This is a genomic window from Methylobacter sp. S3L5C (assembly GCF_022788635.1).
Lineage (GTDB): Bacteria > Pseudomonadota > Gammaproteobacteria > Methylococcales > Methylomonadaceae > Methylobacter_C.
In genome coordinates, this window is sequence record NZ_CP076024.1 from 4,510,723 (window position 1) to 4,537,038 (window position 26,316).

22 protein-coding genes and 2 tRNA genes are annotated in these 26,316 nt (G+C 42.9%); 14 read left to right on the top strand and 10 right to left on the bottom strand.

What is annotated here, in order from left to right:
* Window positions 1–3 precede the first annotated feature (3 nt).
* The 6 genes from KKZ03_RS20340 to KKZ03_RS20365 all read left to right on the top strand — a co-directional run bounded on the left by KKZ03_RS20340 (window position 4) and on the right by KKZ03_RS20365 (window position 11,390).
* Window positions 4–678: an RloB family protein gene (locus KKZ03_RS20340; RefSeq protein ID WP_243218570.1), complete on the top strand. Its 675-nt coding sequence runs from the start codon at window positions 4–6 to the stop codon at window positions 676–678.
* A 17-nt stretch (window positions 679–695) separates the two neighbouring features.
* On the top strand, window positions 696–3,083 hold the full coding sequence (gene hsdR / locus KKZ03_RS20345) for an EcoAI/FtnUII family type I restriction enzme subunit R (protein WP_243218571.1): 2,388 nt from the start codon (window positions 696–698) through the stop codon (window positions 3,081–3,083).
* A gap of 175 nt (window positions 3,084–3,258) precedes the next feature.
* Entirely contained in the window at window positions 3,259–4,728 is a 1,470-nt protein-coding gene (locus KKZ03_RS20350; RefSeq protein WP_243218572.1) for a class I SAM-dependent DNA methyltransferase, read from the top strand.
* Entirely contained in the window at window positions 4,725–5,771 is a 1,047-nt protein-coding gene (locus KKZ03_RS20355) for a YhcG family protein (protein ID WP_243218573.1), read from the top strand. The genes KKZ03_RS20350 and KKZ03_RS20355 overlap by 4 nt, the downstream gene beginning before the upstream one ends.
* Window positions 5,772–5,811: 40 nt before the next feature.
* The gene (locus KKZ03_RS20360; protein WP_243218574.1) at window positions 5,812–7,563 is read left to right on the top strand and encodes a restriction endonuclease subunit S; all 1,752 of its coding nucleotides are present in this window, start codon (window positions 5,812–5,814) and stop codon (window positions 7,561–7,563) included.
* A gap of 8 nt (window positions 7,564–7,571) precedes the next feature.
* On the top strand, window positions 7,572–11,390 hold the full coding sequence (locus KKZ03_RS20365; RefSeq protein ID WP_243218575.1) for an RNA-directed DNA polymerase: 3,819 nt from the start codon (window positions 7,572–7,574) through the stop codon (window positions 11,388–11,390).
* 739 nt (window positions 11,391–12,129) lie between these two features.
* On the opposite strand, the gene KKZ03_RS20370 is transcribed toward KKZ03_RS20365, so the two are convergent.
* The 3 genes from KKZ03_RS20370 to KKZ03_RS21865 form a co-directional block, all read right to left on the bottom strand.
* The gene (locus KKZ03_RS20370; protein ID WP_243218576.1) at window positions 12,130–12,390 is read right to left on the bottom strand and encodes a DUF2442 domain-containing protein; all 261 of its coding nucleotides are present in this window, start codon (window positions 12,388–12,390) and stop codon (window positions 12,130–12,132) included.
* A gap of 11 nt (window positions 12,391–12,401) precedes the next feature.
* Window positions 12,402–12,671 (bottom strand): DUF4160 domain-containing protein, encoded by a 270-nt coding sequence (locus KKZ03_RS20375; protein WP_243218577.1) that lies wholly within the window; start codon window positions 12,669–12,671, stop codon window positions 12,402–12,404.
* A 563-nt stretch (window positions 12,672–13,234) separates the two neighbouring features.
* A complete protein-coding gene (locus KKZ03_RS21865; protein ID WP_256451984.1) occupies window positions 13,235–13,363 on the bottom strand; it encodes a hypothetical protein in 129 nt (42 codons plus the stop codon).
* Between the two features lie 113 nt (window positions 13,364–13,476).
* Here KKZ03_RS21865 and KKZ03_RS20380 point away from each other — a divergent pair, with 113 nt between their 5' ends.
* The 5 genes from KKZ03_RS20380 (at window position 13,477) to KKZ03_RS20400 (ending at window position 15,937) form a co-directional block, all read left to right on the top strand.
* Window positions 13,477–14,079, top strand: a complete 603-nt coding sequence (locus KKZ03_RS20380; protein ID WP_243218578.1) for an antirestriction protein ArdA — start codon at window positions 13,477–13,479, stop codon at window positions 14,077–14,079.
* A 68-nt stretch (window positions 14,080–14,147) separates the two neighbouring features.
* The gene (locus KKZ03_RS20385; protein ID WP_243218579.1) at window positions 14,148–14,330 is read left to right on the top strand and encodes a hypothetical protein; all 183 of its coding nucleotides are present in this window, start codon (window positions 14,148–14,150) and stop codon (window positions 14,328–14,330) included.
* Between the two features lie 9 nt (window positions 14,331–14,339).
* Entirely contained in the window at window positions 14,340–14,678 is a 339-nt protein-coding gene (locus KKZ03_RS20390; protein WP_243218580.1) for a hypothetical protein, read from the top strand.
* A gap of 3 nt (window positions 14,679–14,681) precedes the next feature.
* Complete coding sequence (locus KKZ03_RS20395; protein WP_243218581.1) at window positions 14,682–14,996, top strand: helix-turn-helix domain-containing protein; 315 nt, start codon at window positions 14,682–14,684, stop codon at window positions 14,994–14,996.
* Entirely contained in the window at window positions 14,906–15,937 is a 1,032-nt protein-coding gene (locus KKZ03_RS20400; RefSeq protein ID WP_243218582.1) for a site-specific integrase, read from the top strand. The genes KKZ03_RS20395 and KKZ03_RS20400 overlap by 91 nt, the downstream gene beginning before the upstream one ends.
* 69 nt (window positions 15,938–16,006) lie before the next feature.
* Here the strand turns inward: KKZ03_RS20400 and KKZ03_RS20405 are convergent.
* The 6 genes from KKZ03_RS20405 to KKZ03_RS21870 all read right to left on the bottom strand — a co-directional run bounded on the left by KKZ03_RS20405 (window position 16,007) and on the right by KKZ03_RS21870 (window position 21,106).
* Window positions 16,007–16,082: transfer RNA gene (locus tag KKZ03_RS20405), tRNA-Lys, on the bottom strand.
* Between the two features lie 7 nt (window positions 16,083–16,089).
* A tRNA-Ser gene (locus KKZ03_RS20410) sits at window positions 16,090–16,177 on the bottom strand.
* Between the two features lie 70 nt (window positions 16,178–16,247).
* Window positions 16,248–18,158, bottom strand: a complete 1,911-nt coding sequence (locus KKZ03_RS20415; protein ID WP_243218583.1) for an ATP-binding cassette domain-containing protein — start codon at window positions 18,156–18,158, stop codon at window positions 16,248–16,250.
* Window positions 18,159–18,409: 251 nt separating this feature from the next.
* Window positions 18,410–19,545, bottom strand: a protein-coding gene (locus KKZ03_RS20420) for an IS630 family transposase (RefSeq protein ID WP_243217008.1) whose coding sequence is annotated in 2 segments (ribosomal slippage) — window positions 18,410–19,116 and window positions 19,116–19,545 — 1,137 coding nt in all. Because the reading frame shifts where the segments join, the coding sequence is not laid out codon by codon here.
* Window positions 19,546–19,809: 264 nt separating this feature from the next.
* Window positions 19,810–20,793 (bottom strand): transposase, encoded by a 984-nt coding sequence (locus KKZ03_RS20425; protein ID WP_256452036.1) that lies wholly within the window; start codon window positions 20,791–20,793, stop codon window positions 19,810–19,812.
* A gap of 115 nt (window positions 20,794–20,908) precedes the next feature.
* On the bottom strand, window positions 20,909–21,106 hold the full coding sequence (locus KKZ03_RS21870; protein WP_256451985.1) for a transposase: 198 nt from the start codon (window positions 21,104–21,106) through the stop codon (window positions 20,909–20,911).
* Between the two features lie 365 nt (window positions 21,107–21,471).
* Here KKZ03_RS21870 and rapA point away from each other — a divergent pair, with 365 nt between their 5' ends.
* Genes rapA through KKZ03_RS20440 form a run of 3 tightly spaced genes read left to right on the top strand, consistent with a single transcriptional unit; the run spans window position 21,472 to window position 25,618 of the window.
* Window positions 21,472–24,330 carry an RNA polymerase-associated protein RapA gene (gene rapA / locus KKZ03_RS20430; protein ID WP_243221695.1) on the top strand — a complete coding sequence of 953 codons (2,859 nt, stop codon included), beginning with the start codon at window positions 21,472–21,474 and terminating at the stop codon, window positions 24,328–24,330.
* Window positions 24,331–24,338: 8 nt separating this feature from the next.
* The gene (locus tag KKZ03_RS20435) at window positions 24,339–25,166 is read left to right on the top strand and encodes a S1 RNA-binding domain-containing protein (RefSeq protein WP_243218584.1); all 828 of its coding nucleotides are present in this window, start codon (window positions 24,339–24,341) and stop codon (window positions 25,164–25,166) included.
* A complete protein-coding gene (locus KKZ03_RS20440) occupies window positions 25,166–25,618 on the top strand; it encodes a nucleoside deaminase (RefSeq protein WP_371744913.1) in 453 nt (150 codons plus the stop codon). Before KKZ03_RS20435 ends, KKZ03_RS20440 begins: the two co-directional genes overlap by 1 nt.
* Window positions 25,619–25,834: 216 nt before the next feature.
* Here KKZ03_RS20440 and dksA read toward each other — a convergent pair whose 3' ends face one another.
* Window positions 25,835–26,269, bottom strand: coding sequence for an RNA polymerase-binding protein DksA (gene dksA / locus KKZ03_RS20445; RefSeq protein ID WP_243218586.1), 435 nt, complete (start codon window positions 26,267–26,269; stop codon window positions 25,835–25,837).
* Window positions 26,270–26,316: the final 47 nt, after the last annotated feature.

Below are 26,316 nucleotides of genomic sequence, written 5' to 3' on the forward strand. Positions count from 1 at the left end.
TATATGGGAAAAGACAATCAACCCAAAGCTCGGCAAACCAAACAACTGGCACGTAAATCAGGCCGACGTGAGGGCTATGATCGTATTCTCATTGTTAGTGAAGGTAGCAAAACCGAACCGCTCTACTTAAATGAAATTCGTACCAAGTATCGCTTAAGCACCACTAACGTACAGGTACAGCACAGCCAATATGGCACATCACCGTTGCAAGTAGTTGAATACGCAGAACACCTGTTTATTAACGGCGACGAGAATAAATACATTGAACCCCATGCCTTTGAACAGGTTTTTGCCGTTTTTGACCGTGATGATCACATCACCTATCATCAGGCGCTTGGCAAAGCAGCGGCACTGAACGGCAAATTGCGCAATGACCTAAAACAATCTGTCAGCGTCCAAGCCATCGCTTCGGTACCGTGTTTTGAATTATGGCTGTTATTACATTTCGAAGACGTACATGCTCCATTGCACCGCGATGTCGTTTATCAGCGACTACGTCAATACCTGCCTGATTATGACAAAGGCCGGGCCGGTTACTACCAACAAACCTGTAACTATTCCCGTGCGGCCACCCAACGTGCCGAACAACTGGCGCAACTTACCACTGCTCACAATGGCATAGAGCCTTATACCGACCTGCACCGCTTGGTGACTCTTCTCACTACCCTAAAAACCTAACGACTAAAGCAGAAATCATGAGCAAAAAGACCTTAAGTGAGTCCGATATTTGTGCCAAGTACATCACACCCGCCGTTGTTCATGCCGGATGGGATGAGGCTTTGCAAATACGTCGAGAGGTTTTTTTCACCAAAGGCCGTGTTATTGTTCGTGGCAAGTTGCACACCCGTGGTGAGCAAAAGCGTGCCGATTACATCCTGTATTACAAGGCCAATATTCCGCTTGCGGTCATTGAAGCCAAGGACAATAAACATAGTGTAGGTTCCGGTATGCAGCAAGCGCTTAACTATGCCGAAACACTGGGCATACCGTTTGTGTTTAGCTCGAATGGTGATGGCTTTTTACTGCATGACCGCACCGGACTGGCTGAAAAAACCGAGCAGGAACTAACCCTGGATGCCTTTCCTGCACCGGCGGAATTATGGCAACGCTATTGTCAGTGGAAGGGACTGGCAACAGCCGATGCTCGCCATACCGTAGAAATGCCTTATTACGATGATGGCAGCAGTCGCGCCCCGCGTTATTATCAGGCTACTGCGATCAACAACACCATCGAAGCCGTGGCAAAAGGCCAGCAACGCATTTTGTTGGTCATGGCGACCGGTACCGGCAAGACTTACACCGCGTTCCAGATCATCTGGCGCTTGTGGAAATCGGGCACTAAAAAACGCATCCTGTTTCTGGCTGACCGCAATATTTTGGTCGATCAAACCAAGAATAACGATTTTAAGCCCTTTGCCGCTGCCATGACCAAGATCAGCAAGCGTCAGATCGACAAGAGCTATGAAATTTATCTGTCGTTATATCAAGCCGTCACCGGTAACGAAGAAGAACAAAACATTTACAAGCAATTCTCGCCGGATTTTTTTGATCTCATTGTCATTGATGAATGTCATCGCGGCAGCGCCGCAGAAGATTCGGCCTGGCGCGTCATTCTGGCCTACTTTGCATCGGCCACGCATGTCGGCTTAACGGCGACGCCCAAAGAAACCAAAGACGTGTCCAGCATTTTTTACTTTGGTGAGGCTGTCTACACCTACTCACTCAAACAAGGTATCGAAGACGGCTTTCTTGCGCCTTACAAAGTCGTCCGTATCGATATTGACAAAGACTTGCAAGGCTGGCGGCCCAGTAAAGGCCAGCTGGATAAAAATGGTGAGTTAATAGAAGACCGTGTTTATAACCAGATTGATATGGATCGCACCTTGGTACTTGAAAAGCGTACCGAATTGGTCGCCAGAAAAATCACTGAATTTCTGGTCGCGACCGATCCTTACGCCAAGACCATTGTTTTCTGTGATGACATCAACCATGCCGAACGTATGCGTCAAGCCTTGGTCAACCTGAATCCCGAACGGGTGCAAGAAAATCGTAAATACATCATGCGCATTACCGGTGATGAACTTGAAGGCAAGGCGGAACTGGACAATTTTATCAATCCCGAAGAACGTTACCCGGTCATTGCCACCACTTCCAAACTCATGTCAACCGGTGTCGATGCTCAAACCTGCAAACTAATTGTCTTGGATCAACATATCAAATCAATGACCGAGTTTAAACAGGTCATCGGGCGCGGCACCCGTATCAATGAAGATTACGATAAATACTGGTTTACCATCATGGATTTTAAAAAAGTCACCGAGCTGTTTGCGGATAAAGACTTTGATGGCGAACCAGTGATGATTTATGAGCCAAAAGGCGATGAATCCCCTGTACCACCAGAAGATGAACCTGAAATTATCTTCGATGAAAACGGTAATCCGGTACCGCCATATTCAGCAGACGAACAACTTCCCCCCTTTGAAAAAGGGGGGATTGAGGGGGGATTTGATGACCCCGGCACCAAGCGGGTAAAATATGTGCTTGCCGATGTAACCGTCTATGTTATTTCAGAACGTGTGCAATATTACGGCCCTGAAGGCAAGTTGATTACCGAATCCCTTAAAGATTACACCCGTTCAACAGTGCGCAAGGATTATGCCTCACTTGATGACTTCCTGCGCCGCTGGAGCAAAACCGACCGTAAGGTTGCCATCCTGCAAGAACTGGAAACACACGGCCTGTTACTGGAAGCCTTGGCCGATGACGTAGGCAAAGACTTTGATGCTTTCGATTTGATTTGCCATGTAGCTTTTGATCAACCACCGCTGACCCGCCGCGAACGTGCCGACCAAGTAAAAAAGCGCAATTATTTTACTAAATACGGCGACCAAGCCCGCCAGGTATTGGAAACCTTGCTGGAAAAATACGCCGATACCGGTATTGAGAATATCGAAGACATTAAAATTCTTACCCTCGATCCCTTCACAAATATGGGCACCGCCAGCGAATTGGTGTCAGCCTTTGGCGGTAAGCCCGCTTATTTGGCAGCCCTCTATGAACTGGAAAAACAACTCTATGCTTAATTTCGTAACAAGTAAGATAAGCATAAAAGGCCAAGTATAAGTACACCTCCCCCTTTGACAAAGGGGGATTGAGGGGGATTTATCTAATAAAATCTCCCCTAACCCCTCTTTTTTAAAGAGGGGGACTTGAATGATTACAAATTATTTTAATTATTACCCATAAGCAAACAAATTCATGAGCATTTCCTCCACCATTAAATCCATCCAAGACATCATGCGTAAAGACGTGGGTGTGGATGGCGACGCCCAACGCTTAAGCCAACTCGTCTGGATGTTGTTTTTAAAAATCTTTGACGACCGTGAAAGTGAATGGGAGTTACTGCAAGACCATTACCAATCACCGTTACCGGAAGCCTATCGTTGGCGTAACTGGGCAGCCAATCCCGAAGGCATGACCGGCGATGCACTCAAGAATTTTTTGGATAACGAGATGTTCCCGGCCTTGCAACAACTGGAAGCCAAAGGCGGCGATCAACGTGCTTATGTGGTTCGTTCGGTGTTTGAAGATGCCTACAACTATATGAAGTCCGGCCAATTAATTCGGCAGGTAATCAATAAAATTCAGGAAGGCGTCGATTTCAACAAAGCTCAAGAACGCCATTTGTTCGGCGACATGTACGAACAATTGCTCCGCGATTTACAAGCCGCCGGTAATGCCGGTGAATTTTACACACCGAGAGCCGTCACCGAATTTATGGTGCGCATGGTCAACCCGCGCCTGTCTGAAAAAGTGCTGGATCCTGCTTGTGGTACCGGTGGTTTTTTATCTTGCTCAATTGAACATATCCGCAAACAAGATGTAAAAACCGTCGATGATGAAATGCACTTGCAGTCCAGTATTTTCGGCATAGAAAAAAAGCCCATGCCGCATTTGCTCTGCACCACCAATATGATTCTGCACGGCATTGATGTACCCAGTAATATCCGCCATGACAACACTCTGGCGCGTCCGCTGATCAGTTGGGGACCAAAAGAACGGGTCGATGTGGTTGTCACCAATCCGCCTTTTGGCGGCATGGAAGAAGACGGTATAGAAACCAATTTCCCCGCCACTTTTCGCACCCGCGAAACCGCGGATTTGTTTCTGGTGCTGATCATGCAACTGCTTAAATCCGGTGGCCGTGCCGCACTGGTATTGCCGGATGGTTTTCTGTTTGGCGAAGGCATCAAAACCCGCATCAAAGAAAAATTACTGCACGACTGTAACCTGCACACCATCGTGCGCCTGCCTAACGGCGTGTTTGCACCTTACACCGGTATTAAAACCAACCTGCTGTTTTTTAGTAAAGGCACACCGACACAACATATCTGGTTTTATGAACACCCTTATCCACCGGGTGTAAAAAGTTACAACAAAACCAAACCGATGAAGATCGAAGAGTTTCAAGCCGAAGCGGCCTGGTGGGGCAAAGAATCTGACAACTTCAGCACTCGCGAAGAAAACCAATACGCGTGGAAGATGAGTATTGACGACATCAAAGCCCGCAACTATAACCTCGATTGTAAAAATCCGCATATCGACGAGCAAGAAATCCACGACCCCGAAGTGTTGTTGGCACAATACCAAACCATGCAGAATGACATCGCCGCACTGCGCGGCAAACTCAAAACCATATTGGCAGAGGCACTGGAGTCAAGACAATGAGCACCCTAGTCTTATTCGATGGGCTCTATGCGCAAATACGGGATATTCTCCAGGCTGCACGACAGCGTAGTTACCGCGCCGTTAATGTCGCCATGATTGAAGCCTATTGGCAAATCGGTCGGCAAATTGTTGAACATGAACAGGCTGGCGAACATCGTGCTGCCTACGGTCAACAAGTACTCGTCGAATTGGCTAAGGAATTAAGCAAGGAGTTTGGCAAAGGATTTACTGCCGGCAACTTGCGAAATTTTCGCCAGTTCTACCAGATATTTAGCCAGGAAGAGATTTGCGACGCACTGCGTAGCAATTTGACATGGACGCACTATCGCCAGTTGATGCGCATTGAAAATTCCGTTGCACGTTCGTGGTATCTAAATGAAGCGGCCAGCCAAGGTTGGAGTGCGCGAGCCTTGGATCGCCAAGTCAGTACCTTGTTCTATGAGCGATTGCTTTCCAGTCAAGATCAGGCCGCAGTAAAAACAGAAGCCGCAACGCTCATTCAACAATACGCCCCCAGTGACCCACGCGACTTTATTCGCGATCCTTATATTCTTGAATTTATCGGTGCCCAACCCAGTGCCACGCTGTATGAAAAAGAACTGGAAACCAATTTAATTCAGCAATTGCAAACCTTCCTGCTGGAACTGGGCAAGGGCTTTGCTTTTGTGGCACGGCAAAAACAATTACGTGTTGAAGGCGATAATTTTTTTGTTGATCTGGTGTTTTACAACTACCTGCTCAAATGCTTTTTACTGGTCGATTTAAAAGTCGGCAAGCTTGCCCACCAGGATGTCGGCCAAATGGATATGTATGTACGCGTGTTTGAAGAGCAATACAGGGGCGAAGGCGACAACCCGACACTGGGTTTGATCTTGTGCTCTGAACGCAATGAAGCCGTCGCCAAATATTCCCTGTTAGCCGATAGCCAACAGCTGTTCGCCAGTCGCTACCGCGCCTTTTTACCTACCGAAGCGGAATTACAAGCCGAATTGCAACGCGACCGTGCTGTGCTGGAAAATGCCATTTCAGAAGGTGAAGCATGAAAATGACCGCCTCTTATAAGCGCCGTACCGAGATAGCACGATGAATGCGATTCAAACCTTAATCACCGAGCACATCGACATCTGGACAGCCGCCGATACCGCCAAGAAATCAGGCCGTGGCCGCAGTTCGGGTAATGCCGCCAGTGTTTATGGCATCAAAAAATTGCGAGAGCTGATACTGGAATTGGCTGTGCGCGGCAAGTTGGTGCCACAAGATGCGAATGATGAACCTGCCAGTGAGTTGCTTAAGAGGATAGAAGCTGAAAAAGCCAAATTGATTGCTGAGGGTAAGGTTAAGAAAACTAAGCTACTGCCACTGATTACTGAAGAAGAAAAACCGTTTGAGTTACCACAAAGCTGGGGGTGGGCTAGACTCGGTACAATAGGCATTTCTAGTACAGGAAGAACACCGAGTACTCAAAAATCTGCTTTGTATGATGGATCAATACCATTTATTGGTCCGGGGCAAATCACGTTGGCTTGCGAACTTTTGCCTGCAGAAAAGTGGCTATCTGAGGCTGGACGAAATGAAACAACTATCGCAAAGACTGGCGATATTTTAATGGTTTGTATTGGAGGATCTATTGGAAAATCTGCCATTGCAGATAAAGAAATGGGTTTCAATCAACAGATCAATTGCATTAGCCCTTTTTGTGTAGAAAATAAATTTGCTCATATATCCGTGATGGCCAATAGTTTTCAATCCAAGATTCTTGAATTTGCAACGGGGTCAGCAACTCCGATTATCAATAAATCAAAATGGGAAGAGCTATTAGTTCCCGTGTCCCCGCTCGCCGAACAACAACGCATTGTCGCCAAAGTCGATGAACTGATGGCGCTGTGCGACCAATTGGAAAACCAACACAGCAATGCCACCGAAGCCCATGAAAAACTCGTCAGCTACCTGCTCGACACACTCACACAATCGCAAAGCGCTGAAGACTTCAACACCAACTGGCAACGCATCGCCGCCCATTTCGACACCCTGTTCACCAGCGAAACCAGCATCGACGCCCTCAAGCAAACCCTCCTGCAACTAGCCGTTATGGGTAAACTCGTCCCGCAAGACCCGAACGACGAACCCGCCAGCGAATTACTAAAACGCATACAGATTGAAAAAACTAAGCTGATAGCGGAAGGTAAAATCAAAAAAGCCAAACCGCTTGCACCGATAACGGAAGAAGAAAAACCGTTTGATATTCCCCAAAACTGGGAGTGGGTTAAGCCAGAAGAATTCTCTATAAAAATTACAGACGGAGAGCATTTTAGGCCTCCGACAGAAGAAAATGGGGTATATTTTTTATCTGCTAAGGATGTACGTGAAGAAGGAGTTTCTCTTGATGATCCACTATTCATTTCTGAGGAAACAGCAAAAAAAGCTTTGCAACGGTGCAATCCAGAATATGGTGACTTACTTATTGTCAGTCGTGGCGCGACAGTTGGTCGAATGTGTAAGGTTAATATCGATGAAAAATTTTGTTTGTTAGGAAGCGTTATTCTAGTCAAACCAACAGCATTAGTTCTGAGTGACTACTTATCCATTTCTCTAAAATCACCAAGCTCATTTAGCTTGCTTATTAACGCTTCCGGCTCTACCGCACAACCAGCTATATATTTAAAAGATCTAAAAGAAATTACACTTTCCTTACCTCCCATAGAAGAACAACACCGCATCGTCGCCAAAGTCGATAAACTCATGGCAATCTGCGACCAACTCAAATCCCGCCTCACCGCAGCCAACCAGTTACAGCAAAAACTGGCCGATGTCTTGGTTGAGCAAGCAGTCAATTAAGGAAAACTATGGGATTGCTGGATGAAAAATATCGAAATTTGCTACTAACCAACGCTTATCTAACCGATAAAGTTGTTTTGGCTCAAGCGTGGAAGAAAGCTCACCAATATATCCGCTCTACCAATTGGTATGCTGATACTTTCGAACTTGATCGTTCTGCCATTGATCTGGATGCGCAGCTTGATAAGTGGATTAATGAATTGGAGGATGAAAAATTCACTTTTGATCCACTTCGCTTAGTTCCCGCACCTAAAACTGAGCGTTGGCATTTTAAAGAAAACAATGCAGATAAGGCTATATTGTCCCTAGATTCTCCACTGGAAGATATGGGTGCTCAGAGTTTCTCACACGCTTGGTGTCCCGAAAAGGAAGAATCAAAAACGCTTCGGCCTCTGGCTCATGTGACTATTCGCGATCAATCTTTGATGACTGCTTTAATGATGTGTCTAGCCAATAAAGTGGAAACTCTCCAGTGTGATACCTCAACTGAATTAAAGAAGATACACACAAAGAAATTGGTGAATTATGGCAATCGTCTGTATTGCACATTTAATGAGGGCGAAGCCAACTTTTCCTGGGGTAATAGTACTTCCTACAGTAAATATTTCTCGGATTATCAGCGATTTTTAGCAAGGCCTATGTATTTTGGCGGAGAAGCATTGCAGAAAAAAGTGAATGATGAGCAAATTTATGAAGTACACCTGGACTTGGAGAAATTTTACGACCGTATTGACCGTACAAAATTGGTTAAAAAAATTCTTGCGTTATGTAGCAAAGAAGAAATCATTGTTAAACGGTTGCTAACCTGCTTTGAAAATTGGGCCTGGGATGAAGAAAGTCCAACAATTTATGAGCGCGTTTGCGCTGAAAATAACATCACTATTCCATCAGGGATTCCTCAAGGATTAGTCGCAGGTGGTTTCTTGTCCAATATTTATTTATTAGATTTTGATCATTACATCGGTGAGCTAATTGGTAGTGATCTGAATAAAGGCATTCATCTAGTTGACTATTGTCGTTATGTTGACGATATGCGTTTAATCATTGTTGTTGATAAGAGCATAAAAGTTAAATCTATTGAAGATAGTATCCATGAAAAACTAGGCAAGAAATTACAGGATATTGGTCTGAAGTTTAATCAAGAAAAAACACGGGTTGAAACATTCAGATCAAAGAAAAGTGGCATTTCAACCAAGTTAAATGATATTCAGAGCAAAATTAGTGGGCCTCTTTCTATCAATGAAGTTGATGAGCAGTTAGGTAATCTGGAAGGGCTGATTGGCCTTGCTGACAGCTTGCGCTCGAACGAGAGCGACAAAGATAACACCAATCCGTTAGCTTTAATCGATGGGCTCAATAATGATGTGCGTGAAGATACTTTATTGCGTTTTACCGCTAACAAAATCCATACCTTGCTTAAACAAAAACGCAGCTTGGTTGCTCAGGAAATCGGAGAAAATGGAAAATTAAAAGCCGGTTCATGGGATTATTTACAAGAACGTATGGCCAGAAAGTTTATTGCTTGCTGGAGTAAAGATCCTTCATTGGTATTAATGCTCAAGAAAGGTTTGGAACTATTCCCCGATAAGCGTATTTTAAAACCTGTACTGGATCAGTTAAGCATTGTTATTAAACGCAATAAGTATCCGAAGCAACAAAAAATTGCTGGATATTGTTTAGGTGAGATTTTTCGACATGCAGCAGTATCCATCCATATTAAGGAACGCTGGGCATTTCCTGCTCATACTGATGTTGAAGGATTTTTTGAGTGCTTACAAACCCTCGCCGTTGACATTATCGAAAATGAAGATGACAACGATAAAAATATTTTAGAACAAGCGCGTTTTTTTTGCTTGGTAAGAAATGATTCTTGCTTAGGCAAGGATACAAAAAGCGAAAGTTTTAACACCATCACCAAGATGATGAAAGGCTTTCGTAGCATATCTTCAGAAATGAAAGTGGCAGATTTTGTTGCAAATGCTTTATTAGCATATCAGCTAGCTGAAAATAAAACTTTGGTTGTGAGAGCCGTGAATTGCATGCTGGAAAAAGCTGTAAAGAATTTTCCATTCAAGAAAAATTCAAATCTCAAAATGTCTCATGTGAAGATATTTTGCAAAAAAGTTGCTGCCGAATCACCGCTGTTTTTTGTAGAGCTAGTTAATATCGCCACGAACAATGATTTATCATGGCCAAAGTCACTTAAAAAACTCATTGATCAAACTGGGATCTTATATTTACCTATCTCCGGCGATTTGAAGCGCTTCAATGGATCAGTACCGATCTCACTATTAGGTGTTATTAAACGAACCGGTAACCCCTTTGCTCATGAAAATGCTGTACTTGCATTACTTATGGCCGTACTTAATGGCGGTAAATTTGGTGTTAAAAAAGATGCTATTAACAACGATATTGTTGACTTTAAAAAGATCATTGATATTGCTAATTGTAAGGTACGTTGTCAAGACTGGAGCAAGATCCAATCGCTAGATGTCAAATTAGAAATTGTGCAGTCAGACAATGTTGAGAAACCAATATTCCCGGTGCCTGAATGGGTATCTGAGAATCATAAGCCGTTATACCGGATAGGTATCTTTTTACGTAGTTGCTTAATGGGTAGTATTGACTGGTCAGTTATGAATGCACGGGTGTCTAATCAAGCAAAATATACTGGATTGAAAACCAGCTTTATGAAACGCCAGTTAGGTATGATGCATTCGCCTGAAGCGCTTAACGGTGAAACGGCACCAATGTCTGGCTGGGTATCGAGTTTGTTATTTCATTTACTGCAATGGCCTGGTACTAGCATTCATGATGACGGTTATGATTGGCCAATAGTTTGGGATGTGAAAGCGCTTAAAAAGTTAGTCGAAGATCGTCTTAAATATCAGAAATCGCTATTTTGTAACATGTCTGGCATTCCTGCCTATGTGGAACGAGTAAATTTAGATTGGCCAAAAGAAAAGCAGGAACTTCGTGTTGTGATGGTGCAATCATTACTGCCGCTGAAAGGTGATTTTTCTGACCATGGGCTGATGCTCGATACACCGGTATATAGAGCCAGGCATCGCCGCCATGTGGCAGCTGTTGCAGAGTTGATTTTGCATAAATCTTACAGTCAAAACAGTATAGATGATATCAACTACAAAAGAGCCAATATTGATCTCATTATTTGGCCTGAGTTAGCTGTTAATAACGCCGATATGGATATTCTCAAATGTTTAGCTGATAAAACCGGTGCAATCATTTTTACGGGTTTAACATTCACACATTTACCTGGTGTGGACGGCCCTAACAATATTGCAAAATGGATAATTCCAAAAAAACAGGCAAGCGGTCGTCAGTTTATAAACCGCCTACAAGGTAAATGGAATATGATGCAAGATGAGGTTGGCAAAGTTAAGCCTTGGCGACCGTACCAATTATTGATTGAACTTGTGCATCCAGCATTTCCAAAAGAAAAAGGATTTACGTTAACGGGTACTATCTGTTATGACGCCACCGACATCAAAATGACCGCTGATTTGAAAGATAAATCTGACGCTTATTTGGTTGTTGCTTTAAATAAAGATGTGAACACGTTTGATTCCATGGTTGATGCTTTGTATTACCACATGTACCAGCATGTAGTGTTGGTCAATACGGGGGAATTTGGTGGCTCAGTGGCCAAAGCTCCCTATAAGGAAAGCTACGACAAATTAATAACCCATGTACATGGTACTAATCAGGTTTCAATTTCGTCTTTTGAGATGAATATGTTTGATTTTAGGGATGTTGGGTCATTTTATAAGTCAGGTAAAAAACTTAAGACTAGGCCTGCGGGATAAATCCTTCATGGTCTGCAACATATTTCATTCAACCAGCTTTTTAATTTGATAGCTGCGGGGGCTAGTATCATTGCTTCGCCGCTTTTAACGGCAACGTAATTATTTTCTATAATGGTAATTTTATATATCTTTAATTTAAATTTATTATTTCAGTGTATTCAATAAATTAACTAACACCCAATATAAAATTATCTCTAAATAAAGCTATAAATATCCCTAAGCATCAGTTTTATATTAGCCTTTAACAACGTATCGATTTGGATTTTTAAGCATATTTTATAAGCTGCCATGATTTGATTTGTTATGGTCTTTGTGGTTTCCAATCAACTCTAAAACTAAGCAGTAAGATATCTTAAAGGCTCGATACGAAGTGGCTCTTGGTCGGTTTTATGGCCAATTTTTAGTCTACTATTATGATTCTTGATATAACTCAATCCAGACTTGTATCAAACGTGTTTATTTACGTGGCAAGCTACCTGAAATAACGTCACCATCCAAAATTGAAAACGCAGTTCTTGTTTTCTCGTTACACATCATAAGGAATCTTGCCAGTATTTAAGCGCTCACTTTTATTTTAACTATTCCTGCTATTACTTTTAAAACAATCAAAAGCACGTTCGCCACTGGGCAATCCTCCCGCCCCTTATCAGGGACAGCAGGCTTACCTAAAGCCTATTAAGGGGGTTCTGCTCAAGGGATCGCTATGCTTTCAGGTAAATAAACGATAAGCCTGTTTTTGTTATTGCACCTCTGTTTTTTTATCAAAATTAACAATGTGTCCACGTTCCAAAATTTGATCCAAGTGAAAATCAAACTGGTCACTCCAATAAATCCGTTTATTTTTAAACTTCACCTGTTTAAACAAGCTACTGTCATAAAGTGGCTTGTAACAAGGTATACGCTCCATTTCTGCCTTAACATCAAAATCAACGATTGAGTCATCATCCAAGAAAATGCGCAGGATATAATTATCTTTAGGCTCTATATTAATCAATTTCATAAATACCTCGGTTATCTTAAAGGCTCTATACGAAGTGGTTCTTGACCGGTTACCGCCAACTTCCAGTCTACCATTAAAGATTCTTGGTATAACTCAATCCAGGCTTGTACCAAACGTGTCTGTTTACGTGGCAAGCTACCTGAAATAACATCACCATCCAAAATTGAAAACACGGCTTCGTCATCTTGATATTCAGCATGAATGTGTGGCATGTTGTGTTTTCCATTATCATAAAAGTACATCATAATTTGGATGCCATAAAAAATAGATATGGTAGGCATTGTTTATTTCCTTATTTTAAATTCACGTTAATAATCATGTAAATAAATATCTTTTATTACATTTTCCAAACAATTTATGTAGTGCTTCATAAACCGAAATACCTAAAGTAATAGTCATTTTCTTGTTCATGGTAAGCCAATAAACAAGGTACATGAAATTTAAAATAGCACATGCTTGATCAAAACCAATTATGGCTGTAAATAATTATCTATGATAATGAAAAAGCTTGGTTCATCTTATCCGTTTGCTTTCAGCTTCACTCACTCATAAAAGCATTTTTAGGGGTGTATGTTGTTTTTGGATTGCATTAATCCGGTGGCTATTCATTGCCAGAACTGCCCACACACGTAAAGGTTGCGCTTGCCTTTGGCTTCACGGGCCTGGCATCGGTGTTCGATTTTCGTGTCATTGCGGATGGTTTCGTATTGCTTGCACTTTGGTACTGTGGATCTTCGCTTTAACGATTGGTCGGCAGTTGGGTCATGTGAACTGAATAAAAATCATCATTTCAGGGCTCAACCTGATTCATCTTTTTTAATTTATTAATACCGCTTTTTTCAAGTTAAATGTCGGCGTTAAACGCTTCTTCATCAAAAAATAATTGATTGGTTTTCATGCTTGCCGGGCAATCTAGTTTTGCAGGTATTTCTATCAAAAATATATTACCATAAAGATAATGTTTATCTTTCATTTTATATTATCTTTATGGTAATATATACAGGTAGTTTTAAATTTAAAAGGTTGGCGAGAGGTCTTGTACACCCCCCGCCGATTTCCACAATCGCAATGTTTAGGTTATCGATTATGAATATTACATTATATCCCCTGGGCGCTTATGTGTCCGGTTATTGTCTGCCGTTTACCATCGAGTTGGATGGACTTGATCAGGCAGGTTATAGTCAGGCGGTCAGCGCCGGGCTTTATGCCGCCACTTATAAAAAAGGCGATGGCAATGTGTTGTCGTCGCGCTGTTTGCGTTGCGATACGGTGGTGATCGCTTCGGTAGAAAAAGTCTGTGCGTGTTGCGGCAATGTTTATATAGAGGTCAAGCAAACCGATGAAGAGTGGATCGTCTGCGATTATGAAGACATCCCCGAGCAATTTGTTGGTGAATACGATTTGTCTTCAGATTTTTTTGCCTATTCAGAGTTTATGGCCACGACCGCTTTGGAGGCGGCAGTCATTGATGCAGGTTTGGCGTGTGGTCTGGATTTATTGCAAATCGAAGCCGCTTATCAGGGTCGCTACGACTCGGATGCTGATTTTGCCGAGCACTATGCCGAAGATACCGGTGCGCTTGATACGGCGCTGGCCTGGCCTTATACCTGCATAGATTGGGACTATGCAGCACGCGAATTGATGCACGATTACTCTGAACAAGATCAGCATTATTTTTATATCAGTTAGTTCGCCAAAAAGCAGCCGAATTAAGGCAGCTGCCTTAGCCATTTTAATTTAGTTGGGAGCGGGGTTTTATGATTGAAATAAAGGCAGGTTTGGCAGAATGCGAAGCCGATGCACTGGCTGAATTTATTAAACGTTTGGATGCTTCAACAATCCGCCGTTTGGTAACTTCAGATCTGGAAGCAGAGCGCATGACTTATGCGTTATTTGCAATTAAATATGACTTGAAAAATTTGGGTTTTGATCCACGTTAAGGGGATTTTATGAAAAAAATACAAGCAATAAAGATCGGCAAACCATCAATCTTGCCGACAAGCTTTCAACAAGTAGCGATTGATAGAGGTGTACCAATTTTAACGCTGGAAGCTGACTTGCTGTTAAAACGCATCCAAGATGGCGGATTTTCGGGTGATTTTTTAGCCGCAGCTTTTTTGTCAATGTACCGGATGAGGGCCGAATTTGTTTATAGCTTGGGTGAGCTTATCAAACTGGATGCAGAAGGTTTTCGGTTGTTCCACGAAATATTGCATGTGCGTTTTTGCAAAGGCTGGAATGACGATTTTTTATACGAATTGGAACAAAAAATAATGGCGGTTAAATAACTTATGGAAACTCTCAATCTTAACCAGGCGGCACAATTTTTAATAATGAACGCCGAGGTATTACGGCGCAAAGCCAGCACGGGCGAAGTGCCGGGGCGAAAAACCGGAAAAAGATGGGTATTTATCAAAGAACATCTTGCCGATTGGGTAAGTGGTCGTTATCCTGATCGTGGGCAAGGCTTGCGCGTGATTGATGGTGGCTTAACTACAAATGGAGTTATTGAAACATGTCAATCTACAAACGCAATGATACGTGGTGGATTCAAATCACCACAGCAAACGGCGAGCGAATACAACGCTCTTCTGGGACTCAAGTAAAACAGGAAGCACAAGAACTACACGACAAAATAAAAGCCGAAGCATGGCGGGTGAAAAACTTGGGAGCCAAACCCCGCCACACTTGGCAAGAAGCAGTCATACGATGGTTAAGCGAGCGTAGCCACAAAAAAAGCCTGCACACTGATAAAGTGCATTTGCGATGGCTAAACGCGCACTTAAATAATAAACACATTGATGAAATAAACAAGTCTTTGATTGATGCAATCAAACAGGACAAGTTAAAAACCGGCGCAAGCAACGGCACGGTTAACAGGGTTCTGGCATTACTCAGGTCAATGCTGAGTTGTGCAAAAGATGAATGGGAGTGGCTTGATACCATTCCTACGGTTAAATTATTACCCGAACCCAAAATAAGGTTACGGTGGCTCTCGCATGATGAAGCAGATCGGTTGCTAAAGGAATTACCGGAGCACTTAAAAGCAATGGCAGAATTCACCTTGGTAACAGGCTTGCGGGAATCCAATGTAACCGGCTTGCAATGGTCACAACTGGATATGAAAAGGCACTGTGCCTGGATACATGCAGACCAGGCCAAAGCAGAAAAAGCCATTGCCGTGCCCTTGGGTGCTGATGCACTGGAAGTTATTAGAGCGCAATTAGGTAAAAATGAATCTTTTGTTTTTACTTATGAAGGCAAACCCGTAACCCGTGCCAATAATCACGCCTGGCGTAAAGCGTTAATTCGTGCTGACATCAAAGAGTTTAGATGGCATGATTTACGCCATACTTGGGCAAGCTGGCATGTTCAGAACGGCACACCGCTGAATGTTTTAAAAGAACTCGGTGGATGGGCTGATTTAACAATGGTTATGAGGTACGCGCACTTATCCAGCGACCATCTAAAAGAATATACCGGCAATGCCAGTCTAAAAAAAGAAGGTAGAGTAGCTGTTTTGAAGGAAAAAACAACTACTCCCTAAAAAAGTTACAAATTTACTACAAGCAATAAAAAAGGCTTAGATGAAAAACACCTAAGCCTTTGATTTTATTGGTGGGGTGTCGGGGGTTCGAACCCCGGACCTATGGATTAAGAGTCCACTGCTCTACCAGCTGAGCTAACACCCCAAAATATTGGTGGAGAGAGAGGGGTTCGAACCCTCGATACGTTGCCGTATACACACTTTCCAGGCGTGCGCCTTCGACCACTCGGCCATCTCTCCTACTTATCTTCCCACAGAGACTATGGGAACCGACAAGAATAAACTAGTTTCAGCTTTGTTGCAATGACTTTTAGCCGGCATCTTCTTCGGCCAGTCCTTCCAACTCATTCCAACGGGCAAAAACTTGCTCCAATTTGGCTTCTGTTACTTTTAATTCATCCAACGTCTTGGCAATGGCCAAAGCATCTTTTTTATAAAAAGCGGATGAACTGATTTGCAGATTTAATGCGGCTTGTTTAGCTTCCAATTCATCAATCATTTGCGGCAATTTTTCAAGCTCTTGCTGCTCTTTAAAGCTTAATTTTTTCTTTTTTGCGGCGACTGGTTTTTCCTGGTTCGATACTGCTACCGGCTTTTTTGCCACCACAGCGGGTTTGTTCTGTTTTTCTTGTGTCACATGAGTGTTCCAGTCCGTGTAACCGCCAACAAATTCATCAACATCACCTGAACCGTTAAGAACATAAACGCTGGTTACTACGTTGTCTAAAAACGCCCGATCATGGCTTACAAGTAATAAGGTACCATCGTAATTTACCAATTTTTCTTCCAATAATTCCAGTGTTTCCAAATCCAGATCATTGGTTGGCTCATCCATGACGATAAGATTGGCAGGTCGGGTAAATAATCGCGCCAACAACAGACGATTTTTTTCACCACCTGACAAGCTTTTTACTGGCGAACGCGCTCTTGCAGGTGCGAACAGAAAATCACCCAAATATGACATAACATGGCGTTTATTACCCGCTATTTCGACAAAGTCATTACCATCAGCCACGGTGTCGGCAACGGTTAAATTAGGATCCAGTTGATCGCGCAATTGGTCAAAGTAGGCGATTTCAAGCTTTGTACCCTGCTCTACCGTACCGCTATCTGGCACCAATTGTTGTAGCAGTATTTTTAACAAGGTTGATTTTCCTGCACCGTTGGCACCAATCAAGCCAATTTTATCGCCACGTTGAATCAGTGTTGAAAAATTCTTGATAATTTGTTTTTCGCCATAGCCAAAACTAATATCTTTAACTTCGATAACCCTTTTGCCGGACGCATCACCTTTTTCCAAAGCCAATCTGGCGGTACCTTGCTGAAGACGACGCTGGGCGCGTTCATTACGCAATTTTTCCAAGGCTCTGACACGGCCTTCATTACGGGTACGTCGTGCTTTTACGCCTTGTCTGATCCAAACTTCTTCATCGGCCAGTTTCTTGTCAAATTCAGCATTTTGATTGGCTTCATCTTCAAGAGCGGCGGCTTTACGGGTTAAATAATCATCATAATTACCGGCCCAAGATACCAGATTACCACGATCCAAATCCACAATTCGGGTCGCCAGTTTTTGTAAAAATGACCGATCATGGGTGACAAATAAAACCGCACCCTGAAAGTTAAGCATTTGCTCTTCCAGCCAGTTAATACTTTCAAAATCCAGATGGTTGGTAGGTTCATCCAGCAGTAATACTTCGGGTTCTATGACCAAGGCTCTTGCCAAAGCGACGCGACGCTTCCAACCACCGGATAAGTCACTAATTTTTAATTCGCCGGGCAAATCAAGCTTGTTTAAGGTCGTCTCAACACGTTGTTGAAAATGCCAACCATTATGCGATTCCAGCTTATGCTGTAAGTCGCCCATTTCGTTTAACGCTTTATCATCATCATAATCCATGGACAAAGTCAGTGCATGATAACGGGTAAGCCATTCTCCCAACTCACCCAAGCCACCGGCAACAGCGTCATAAATGGTTGCATCATCGGGCAGGTCAGGGGATTGCTCCAACCATGCGAGTCTTAATTCAGGTTGTCGCCAAATATCGCCATGATCAGGAAGCACATTTCCGGCGATAATCTTCATTAAGGTTGATTTTCCTTCGCCATTACGGCCTAACAAACCAACTCTTTCGCCAGCATCAAGCTGAAAATCGGCATTTTTTAATAAAGCGTGGGTTCCATAAGCTATGGAGATGTTCGATAAACGTAATAAAGGCATTTTAGAATTTCTGTAGATGACAAATAGAGGGGGTTACCAGTACATTATATAGAATAATAGCATTGTCTTTATGACAATGTGAGATCTAACCAGTTATTTGTTGGTACAAATAACGGCTTAGCTTAAGAAAAATCAATGAAGCAAGCTAGTACTCAGTCAATCTGATAATGTTGGATGCCATGTCAGTAATTTCGTTATTACAGGGCTACTTTTATCCGACATATCAACGCTGACTGAGTACTAGTACTCAGTCAATCTGATAATGTCGGATAAAGTTTCTTCAGTTTTATCCGTGCATCCTCCGTGGTAAACCGCCATTTCATAGGCCGAGCAATAGTATTTCTTTTTTCTTGCCACGCTAAAATTTCTGTTTTTAACATTTCTTGATCTGGAATGCGGCGATCCATACATTGCCGTGACAGGATGCTTAATTCTATCTCGGCCATATTTAACCAACTGCCATGCTTGGGCGTGTAGTGTATTTCTAGTTTTTCAAGAATTCTTCTCGCCTCTTTTGGCTCAAATGCCTTATATAAAGAGGCACCAGTATGGGTATTCAGATTATCCATAACCAGGGTAATACGTTTAGCCTGCGGGTAATGGACATCAACCAGGTTACGAATTTGATGCGCCCAATCAATGGCCGTTCTTTGATCGGTTACCTCAACAAACCGTTTGCCCTGCAAGGGTTCAAAAAACATAAAAATATTGCTCACTCCATTACGCTCATATTCCGTGTCGTACCGAGCGACCGTGCCAGGCTTTGCCGGTATTGGTGTTCGCGTGTCTTTAATCTGTTGCTTGCTGCTTTCATCCATGCAAATCAGTGGTTGCGCTTCATCATAAGGTCGCTTGTAAACCTCAAGCGTATCTTCCATAGCACAAACAAACTCAGCATTTTTTTTAGCCGGAATACACCACTCTTTATTTTGCCAGGGTTTTAATTCGTTTTTTTTAAGGTTTGCCGGATAGTTTCATGCGATACACTTTCAATATAACCCAGCTCAACCATCTGCTGTCCAAGTAAACGTAATGTCCAGCGACTACGCCCTTCAGGTGCATCGCCACAACTTAACGCGATCAAACGGGCTTCATTCTCTCCATCAATAGTACGACTTCTAACCCGAATTGACTTTGCCCGGTTTAAAGCCGATTCCAAGCCTTCTTGAACCAGTCGCTCCCGGACTCGTTCAACGGTACGTCTTGAAATACCAAAAGCTTCACTTATTGGCCGGTCCAGCCATTTTTCTCCTAACTCGCTAACATCCGCTTTCAGCAGTATTTCAGCGTGTAACCTTTTATGAGCGGCCACTTTTCCGGTATGAATCAAACTTCCCAAATAAGCGCGTTCATCTTCCGTTAGTCGTACTATGTATTTCTTTTTCAATGGTGTTTATTAATGGCAATGTAAAGACATTATATGGGGGCTATCATTCGACATATCAACGCTGACTGAGTACTAGTTTGGCTCATGAAAAGCCGATGTTGTGGACAAATTTTTTACCCACAACATCATCGAAAATAGAATGGACAGGCAAGTATTAACCTGCCTCGTTAGTTTTAATCAGCCGTAATTATTCAGTGCCCCAAGTCAAAAACCTAAAAATTTGGTTAAAAAAGCGCTATATCATTTAAATACCTTCGCCAAAATTTAAGCCGCTCTTGCATGAATCCTGCCAATTTCTGCGGCTTGGAAGATACGGTCGTCGATTAAAAATGTGTCATCATTTTTGTCCAACGAATTAATAATCCGCTGCGTGTATTTTCGGGCTCTGAAGATGGTTTTTAAATCCAGCATACTGCCCTTGTTGGTTCCCTCTATTTTTGCCGATAAAAGCGGTGAAAAAGTGACCATGAACAAGGAGAAGTTAGCCGCATTGTTGACTTGCGTTTCTTTGACATTCATAAAATCTTCCAACCCCCAATATTGCTTGGCATCGCGGAAGTTAAACTCGATTTGAAACCGCAAAGCGTAGTAGCTGATCAATTTTTCACTGGCCAGTGTCAGGACATCACTAAACAACAGCACCTTTGCGATCCGTCCTGTTTTTAGGTTGGTCTTTACAATGATGGCGACATTGAGCAATTCAGGAAAGTTTTTGTGCCAAACGTGTACCTGATAGGTACACGTTTGAATGCCTTTTTCCACGGCCTCCGATTTCCGATGCGCGTCCGTTAATGTTTCCAGTGTTAGTTTTTCACCGTATTTACGCGGCTTACCTTTTCCTGAATACTCGCCCGAGTAGGGCAAGTAAAGCGTTGAATCATGGCGTAGCTTGCAAATAAGGTGTAGCCCCGTTTGTATAACGGTTTGTAGGCCGGCATTGTTGCCCAGTGCGCCATCGTAAACAAAGTAGACGATTCCCAAATTCAACTCTATCAGCGTTAATGCCGCATTAATACAGGCTTGCAACTGTCGTTGAAAAGACGATAGTTTAACAACTTTCCGGTTTTTGTTAACACAGCCCTTAGGTCTCCCAGGTTTCGAGTTTTTTGGTATAACGGCCTTGGGCGCACTGGCTTGAACATCGCTGCGCACCAGCTGTTCGGTGATTAAAGGGTAAGCCGTCCGCGTTTCGACAGATAACAAGGACAGGTTTAAAAAACATAGCCCAGGCAATGGCTTGTTGTAAATCGAAGAAAAAAAAAACTAATCCATGCGTTTCTTTCCCTGATTTGGTCACCATGACCTCATCCCCAATCAGCAACCATATACCTTTAGTTTCCTGTGTATGTTGCTTTATGAGTTGTCAACGTAACGCTGACCACGCTATTTTTTCTTTAAAAAAACGCTGTACCGTCCGATAGCTGCCACCCTTTTCAGTCCAACGCGACAAACTCAGCATGGTTACCCGCCCCGTCATCGACAGCATGGCTTCAATAAGCAGGGTCATCTGCTTTAGCGTGCAGGCTTTTAAATGTGGACTTACGGTATTTAGTATTGCCATGATTTCATTCATGGTCAGTTTGGGTGCGAATGCTCTGTTAGAAGCTGTATTCTACCTTCTCTGACCTTTCTCCTTCCTCCAATATTTACAAATTACTCATGTCAATTGGCGAAGGTATTGAAATTTAATTCATTAATTGATTAATTGATTAATTGATTGATTAATGATGACAAACATTAGCACTCTGAAAATTAACTACTGCTTAACGACCTCTGACGCACTTTGAAATCAATAAAGCCGCGAGCGAGCTGAGAACCTGTTAAGTCATCTACTCTGCAAACCTTATTTGCCGTGATAAAACCCGAAACAATTCTTCTGTAACGCTTATAATAGCGATTTTTTGATGTGTAATGGCAGTTCAATCAATGGCAGATTTTATCCCCGGTCAACGCTGGATTAGTAATACCGAGTCAGAACTTGGTTTAGGTCTTATTCTTGAAGTAAGTTTCAAGCGCGTTACTGTGCTTTTTTTAGCCAGTGACGAACGGCGTACTTATGCAAGCGATAACGCGCCCTTAACCCGCGTCAGCTTTGCAGTAGGTGACATCATTGAATCAATTGATGAAGAAAAGCTGACCATTAATCGCTTGATCGAGAAAGATGGTTTAATTACCTACGTAGGTAAAAATGCTTCCGGACAAGAAGTTCACTTGGAAGAAGTTGAACTGAATCATCATATTCAATTCAACAAGCCTCAGGACCGATTGTTTACCGGTCAAATTGATCCCAGCTCATGGTTTCTGTTACGTTATGAAACCTGGCTAAGACTACAACAGCTTCAGCAGTCACCCGTCAAAGGCTTACTGGGTGGCCGAACGTCATTAATTCCACATCAGCTATATATTGCCCACGAGTCAGCCAATCGGTCTGCACCAAGAATAATGCTGGCAGATGAAGTAGGTTTGGGTAAAACCATCGAAGCCGGTTTAATTTTGCACCATCGCCTGATTAATGGCTTGACTCGTCGTGTATTAATTATCGTCCCGGAAAGCCTTCTGCATCAATGGTTGGTAGAAATGCTTCGGCGCTTCAATCTGCGCTTTAGTGTTTTTGATGAAGCTCGCTGCACTGAAGAAATGGCTGATGACGATGGTCTGGATGAAGACGATAGTCCAGAAGATCATAACCCGTTCTTAACTGAACAATTAATTCTCTGCAGTCAGCGCTTTTTCTCTGATTATCCACGCCGGCAGCAACAAGCTTTACAGGCCGGATGGGATATGGTGATTGTTGATGAGGCACACCATCTCAAATGGAGTGAGCAAGCTGTCAGTCCCGAGTACCAGTTTGTTGAACAATTAAGCCTGCAGACTCCCAGCCTTATTTTATTGACTGCGACCCCGGAACAACTAGGTAAAGAAAGCCATTTTGCCCGGCTTAGATTACTGGATCCTGACCGCTTTTACAGTTTTGCTGCTTTCGTGGAAGAAGAACGTCAGTTTGAACCGGTAGCCAACGCGGCCAAATTATTATTGGCAGAGCAAGCACTCGATGAAAATGACCAAGAAAATCTAACCCGGTTACTTAAAGATGACAATGTCGGCGGATTACTGGAAAATCTCAATAACCCGTCAAAATCAACGGCAGCAAGAGAATCGTTGATTAAGATATTACTTGATCACCATGGTACCGGACGAATTTTATTCAGAAACTCAAGGCAAACCGTACAAGGCTTTCCAGAGCGTGAACGTCATGGCTATGCCTTGACAGGTAACAACTCACAAAGCGGAGCTTGTGAACCAGCTGTTGACTTACAACAAGACCCTCGTTTTATCTGGCTGGTTGATAAACTAATAACCTCAGTAAAAACCGAATCAAGCGCCTCTTTACGTGGCCAAAAAGCCTTGTTAATCTGTAAACACGCACAAACGGCCATTGATCTGGAACAAACTTTAAAAGACCGCGTCGGCATTGCCTCAGCAGTCTTTCATGAAGGCATGACCATTATTGAACGTGACCGGGCAGCCGCTTATTTTGCTGATCCGGAGAGCTCTGCCCGATTATTGATTTGTTCTGAAATTGGCAGCGAAGGCAGAAATTTTCAATTTGTACATCACTTGATTTTGTGGGACTTACCAACCAACCCGGATTTATTGCAGCAACGCATCGGCAGGTTGGATCGTATTGGTCAAAAACATGTTATTCAGATACACATCCCCTATCTTGAAAGCACCCAACAACACAGTCTGTATCGCTGGTATGACGAAGGACTTGATGCTTTTCGCAGCAACAACTCAGCCGCTCAGACAGTTGCCGATAAACTGCACGATGAACTAGAAGACCTGCTACACAACAATAACCAGGCGGATATTGATGCCTTTATCGCCAAAAGCCAAGCTCTTAGTTCAGAAATTGAGGCACAATTACACAATGGCCGCGACCAATTACTGGAATTAAACTCCTGTCGTAAAGAATTATCCGACGAACTCATTGAACAGCTTAATAACTACGAACATGAAGGGGCACTTTGGCCTTACATGGAAAATGTTTTTGAATGCTTCGGCGTTGATACCGAGTTTCATTCTGCAGATTGTTTTATTGTTCGTCCCAGTGACCATATGCGGGTTTCCCACTTCCCCGGTTTATCTGAAGACGGCACCACTGTTACCGGAAACCGGCAACTGGCACTGGCACGTGAAGAATTGCAATTTTTGACGTGGGAACACCCACTGGTAACCGCAGCAATTGATTTGGTACTATCCAGTGAAACCGGTAATGCCAGCATCAGTGTCATCAGACACAGCGATCTAAAAGCCGGTCAGTTTTTACTGGAATGCTTGTTTATTGCTGAATGCAGCGCACCTGCCGAATTACAAATTGGCCGATTTTTACCACCGACGCCTATTCGAGTATTGATTAATCAACAGCAACAAGATTTAACTGAAACCATAGAGCATAGTAGTTTACTGGAAACCGGTAAAAAATTTGATAAACAACAAATTATCGACTTTTTAAATAATCAAAAGCTACCTATTACCAAACTCTTAGCGACTGCAGAACTAAAAGCAAAAGCCGAAATGCAACAGCTGATTGATGAAGCGACCAATACCATGCTTGACTCGCTATCGGCCGAGATAAAACGCCTGGTTAGACTTAAAAAAGTCAATCCAACCATAAAAACCGAAGAAATTGAGCAGCTAAAAGATATGACGATGCTGGCCCATGAAAATATTCAGGCCGCCCATTTACGCTTGGATGCTGTACGTTTCATTATTACCAGTTGAGTATTGCCATGTTAAATATCGGTAAAATTAATACCTTAAACGTTGTTAAAAAACAAGGCCCTGACGTCTACCTTGATAATGGCACTTCAGCTAAAGTATTGCTGGCTGACAAAAAACCACCTGAGAAATGTCAGTTAGGCGATGCCCTGGATGTATTTGTCTATGTCGATTCAGAAGGACATCTGGCGGCTACCACCAAAATACCGTTGGCACAGGTGGATGATATTGCCTGGTTAAAAGTGGTGTCGCTTAATTATGTCGGTGCTTTTCTCGATTGGGGTTTGCCCAAAGATTTACTGGTTCCTTTTAGTGAACAACACCATGAAATGGAAGTCGGGAAAGCATACCTTGTTAAAGTATTTCTTGATGATAAAAACCGTATCGCCGCCACCACCAAAATTGATCGCTTTATTGCCGATGAATCGGTCGATTTTGAAGTCGGTCAAAAAGTGTCATTAATTATCGCCGATAAAACCGAACTGGGTTTTAAAGCTATTGTTAATAATACCCACTGGGGCTTACTATATCAAAATGAACTGTTTCAGCCACTCAAAAGAGGCCAAAAGCTGGATGGTTATATTAAACAAATAAGAGAAGATGGAAAAATTGATCTAAATCTTAACCAGCCTGGCTATGGCAAAGTAGTATCACTAACCGATAACATCTTAAATAAATTGAAAGAAAATAATGGTACGTTGATGCTAAGCGACAAAAGCCCGCCTGAAGCTATTTATAGCGCCTTTGGCGTCAGTAAAAAAGTCTTTAAACAAGCCATTGGGGCGCTGTATAAAAAACAGTTAATCAGCATCGATAAAAATGGCATTAAACTCGTATGATCAACTATGCAAACATGCTGTCCGTCGCGCTTGCCGAAGCACAAACCGGCTATGATGAAGGCGGTGTACCTGTTGGTGCGGCGTTATTTGATAGCCATGGCACGATGCTAGGAAAAGGTCGAAATCGCCGGGTACAAGATAACGATCCGTCGATTCATGGAGAAATTGATGCTTTTCGTAAAGCCGGTCGCCAAACCAACTATCGCGACAAAATTTTGGTAACTACCTTGGCACCTTGTTGGTATTGCTCGGGGTTAATCCGACAATTTAATATTGGTACTGTGGTGGTTGGTGAATCAGTTAACTTCGAGGGGCATCTGGATTGGCTTAAAGAAGCTGGGGTGAAAATCGTTGAAATAAACAACGCTGATTGTATCGCACTAATGCGACGCTTTATTGAGCAATCACCGCAAATCTGGTTTGAAGATATTGGCGAATGCGATTGCAATTAAGGCGAAAGCGAAGAAGATTTCTAGGTAAGATCGGCAGATACCGGAATAAGTAATGGTAAATCACTGTCAACTACAGGCACAAACCTTGTGATCAAAGGGCTTGTAAAAAACCGGTGAAGACCATGTAAAGCGAGCCGACATACAGAGGACCGGTAGGCAAAGTTGCAAACTCGTCCTCTGTATGTTGCTTATTGAGCGCTAGAAGCTTCAAAAAGGCTAGCCCATCTGTTTTTCCCGAATTTCATCTAGAGTTTTACAATCAATGCATAAACTGGCAGTGGGTCTGGCCTCAAGGCGGCGTATGCCTATTTCTATGCCACATGACTCACAAAAACCATAGTCACCTGATTCAATTTCTTTAAGGGACTCATCAATTTTCTTAATAAGTCTACGTTCACGGTCACGCGTTCTTAATTCCAGACTAAATTCTGATTCCTGCGTCGCCCGATCATTAGGATCTGGGAAATTAGCGGCATCATCCTGCATGTGGTGCACAGTACGATCCACTTCGTGCATTAATTCGGCTTTCCAATTCTTGAGAATGGTCGCAAAATGCTTTAATTGAGCTTCATTCATATATTCTTCGCCTTCAGCTTCTTGATAAGACTTGAAACTAAACGGTGATGCAATCGGTTGAGTACTATCGGTCATCCATTAACTCCTACTAGACAGTATAAATAAAAACTGCGCATTTTTAG

Bases quoted from the DNA above. Each gene is read 5' to 3' on its own strand.
- KKZ03_RS20385 (WP_243218579.1), top strand. From the start codon at position 14,148: ATGATTGAAATAAAGGCAGGTTTGGCAGAATGCGAAGCCGATGCACTG.
- KKZ03_RS20355 (WP_243218573.1), top strand. From the start codon at position 4,725: ATGAGCACCCTAGTCTTATTCGATGGGCTCTATGCGCAAATACGGGAT.
- rapA (WP_243221695.1), top strand. From the start codon at position 21,472: ATGGCAGATTTTATCCCCGGTCAACGCTGGATTAGTAATACCGAGTCA.
- KKZ03_RS20370 (WP_243218576.1), bottom strand. From the start codon at position 12,390: ATGAAATTGATTAATATAGAGCCTAAAGATAATTATATCCTGCGCATT.
- KKZ03_RS21870 (WP_256451985.1), bottom strand. From the start codon at position 21,106: ATGGCAATACTAAATACCGTAAGTCCACATTTAAAAGCCTGCACGCTA.
- KKZ03_RS20415 (WP_243218583.1), bottom strand. From the start codon at position 18,158: ATGCCTTTATTACGTTTATCGAACATCTCCATAGCTTATGGAACCCAC.
- KKZ03_RS20390 (WP_243218580.1), top strand. From the start codon at position 14,340: ATGAAAAAAATACAAGCAATAAAGATCGGCAAACCATCAATCTTGCCG.
- KKZ03_RS20365 (WP_243218575.1), top strand. From the start codon at position 7,572: ATGGGATTGCTGGATGAAAAATATCGAAATTTGCTACTAACCAACGCT.
- KKZ03_RS20435 (WP_243218584.1), top strand. From the start codon at position 24,339: ATGTTAAATATCGGTAAAATTAATACCTTAAACGTTGTTAAAAAACAA.
- KKZ03_RS20360 (WP_243218574.1), top strand. From the start codon at position 5,812: ATGAATGCGATTCAAACCTTAATCACCGAGCACATCGACATCTGGACA.
- KKZ03_RS21865 (WP_256451984.1), bottom strand. From the start codon at position 13,363: ATGAAAGATAAACATTATCTTTATGGTAATATATTTTTGATAGAAATA.
- KKZ03_RS20395 (WP_243218581.1), top strand. From the start codon at position 14,682: ATGGAAACTCTCAATCTTAACCAGGCGGCACAATTTTTAATAATGAAC.
- KKZ03_RS20340 (WP_243218570.1), top strand. From the start codon at position 4: ATGGGAAAAGACAATCAACCCAAAGCTCGGCAAACCAAACAACTGGCA.
- KKZ03_RS20400 (WP_243218582.1), top strand. From the start codon at position 14,906: ATGTCAATCTACAAACGCAATGATACGTGGTGGATTCAAATCACCACA.
- KKZ03_RS20350 (WP_243218572.1), top strand. From the start codon at position 3,259: ATGAGCATTTCCTCCACCATTAAATCCATCCAAGACATCATGCGTAAA.
- KKZ03_RS20380 (WP_243218578.1), top strand. From the start codon at position 13,477: ATGAATATTACATTATATCCCCTGGGCGCTTATGTGTCCGGTTATTGT.
- hsdR (WP_243218571.1), top strand. From the start codon at position 696: ATGAGCAAAAAGACCTTAAGTGAGTCCGATATTTGTGCCAAGTACATC.
- dksA (WP_243218586.1), bottom strand. From the start codon at position 26,269: ATGACCGATAGTACTCAACCGATTGCATCACCGTTTAGTTTCAAGTCT.
- KKZ03_RS20375 (WP_243218577.1), bottom strand. From the start codon at position 12,671: ATGCCTACCATATCTATTTTTTATGGCATCCAAATTATGATGTACTTT.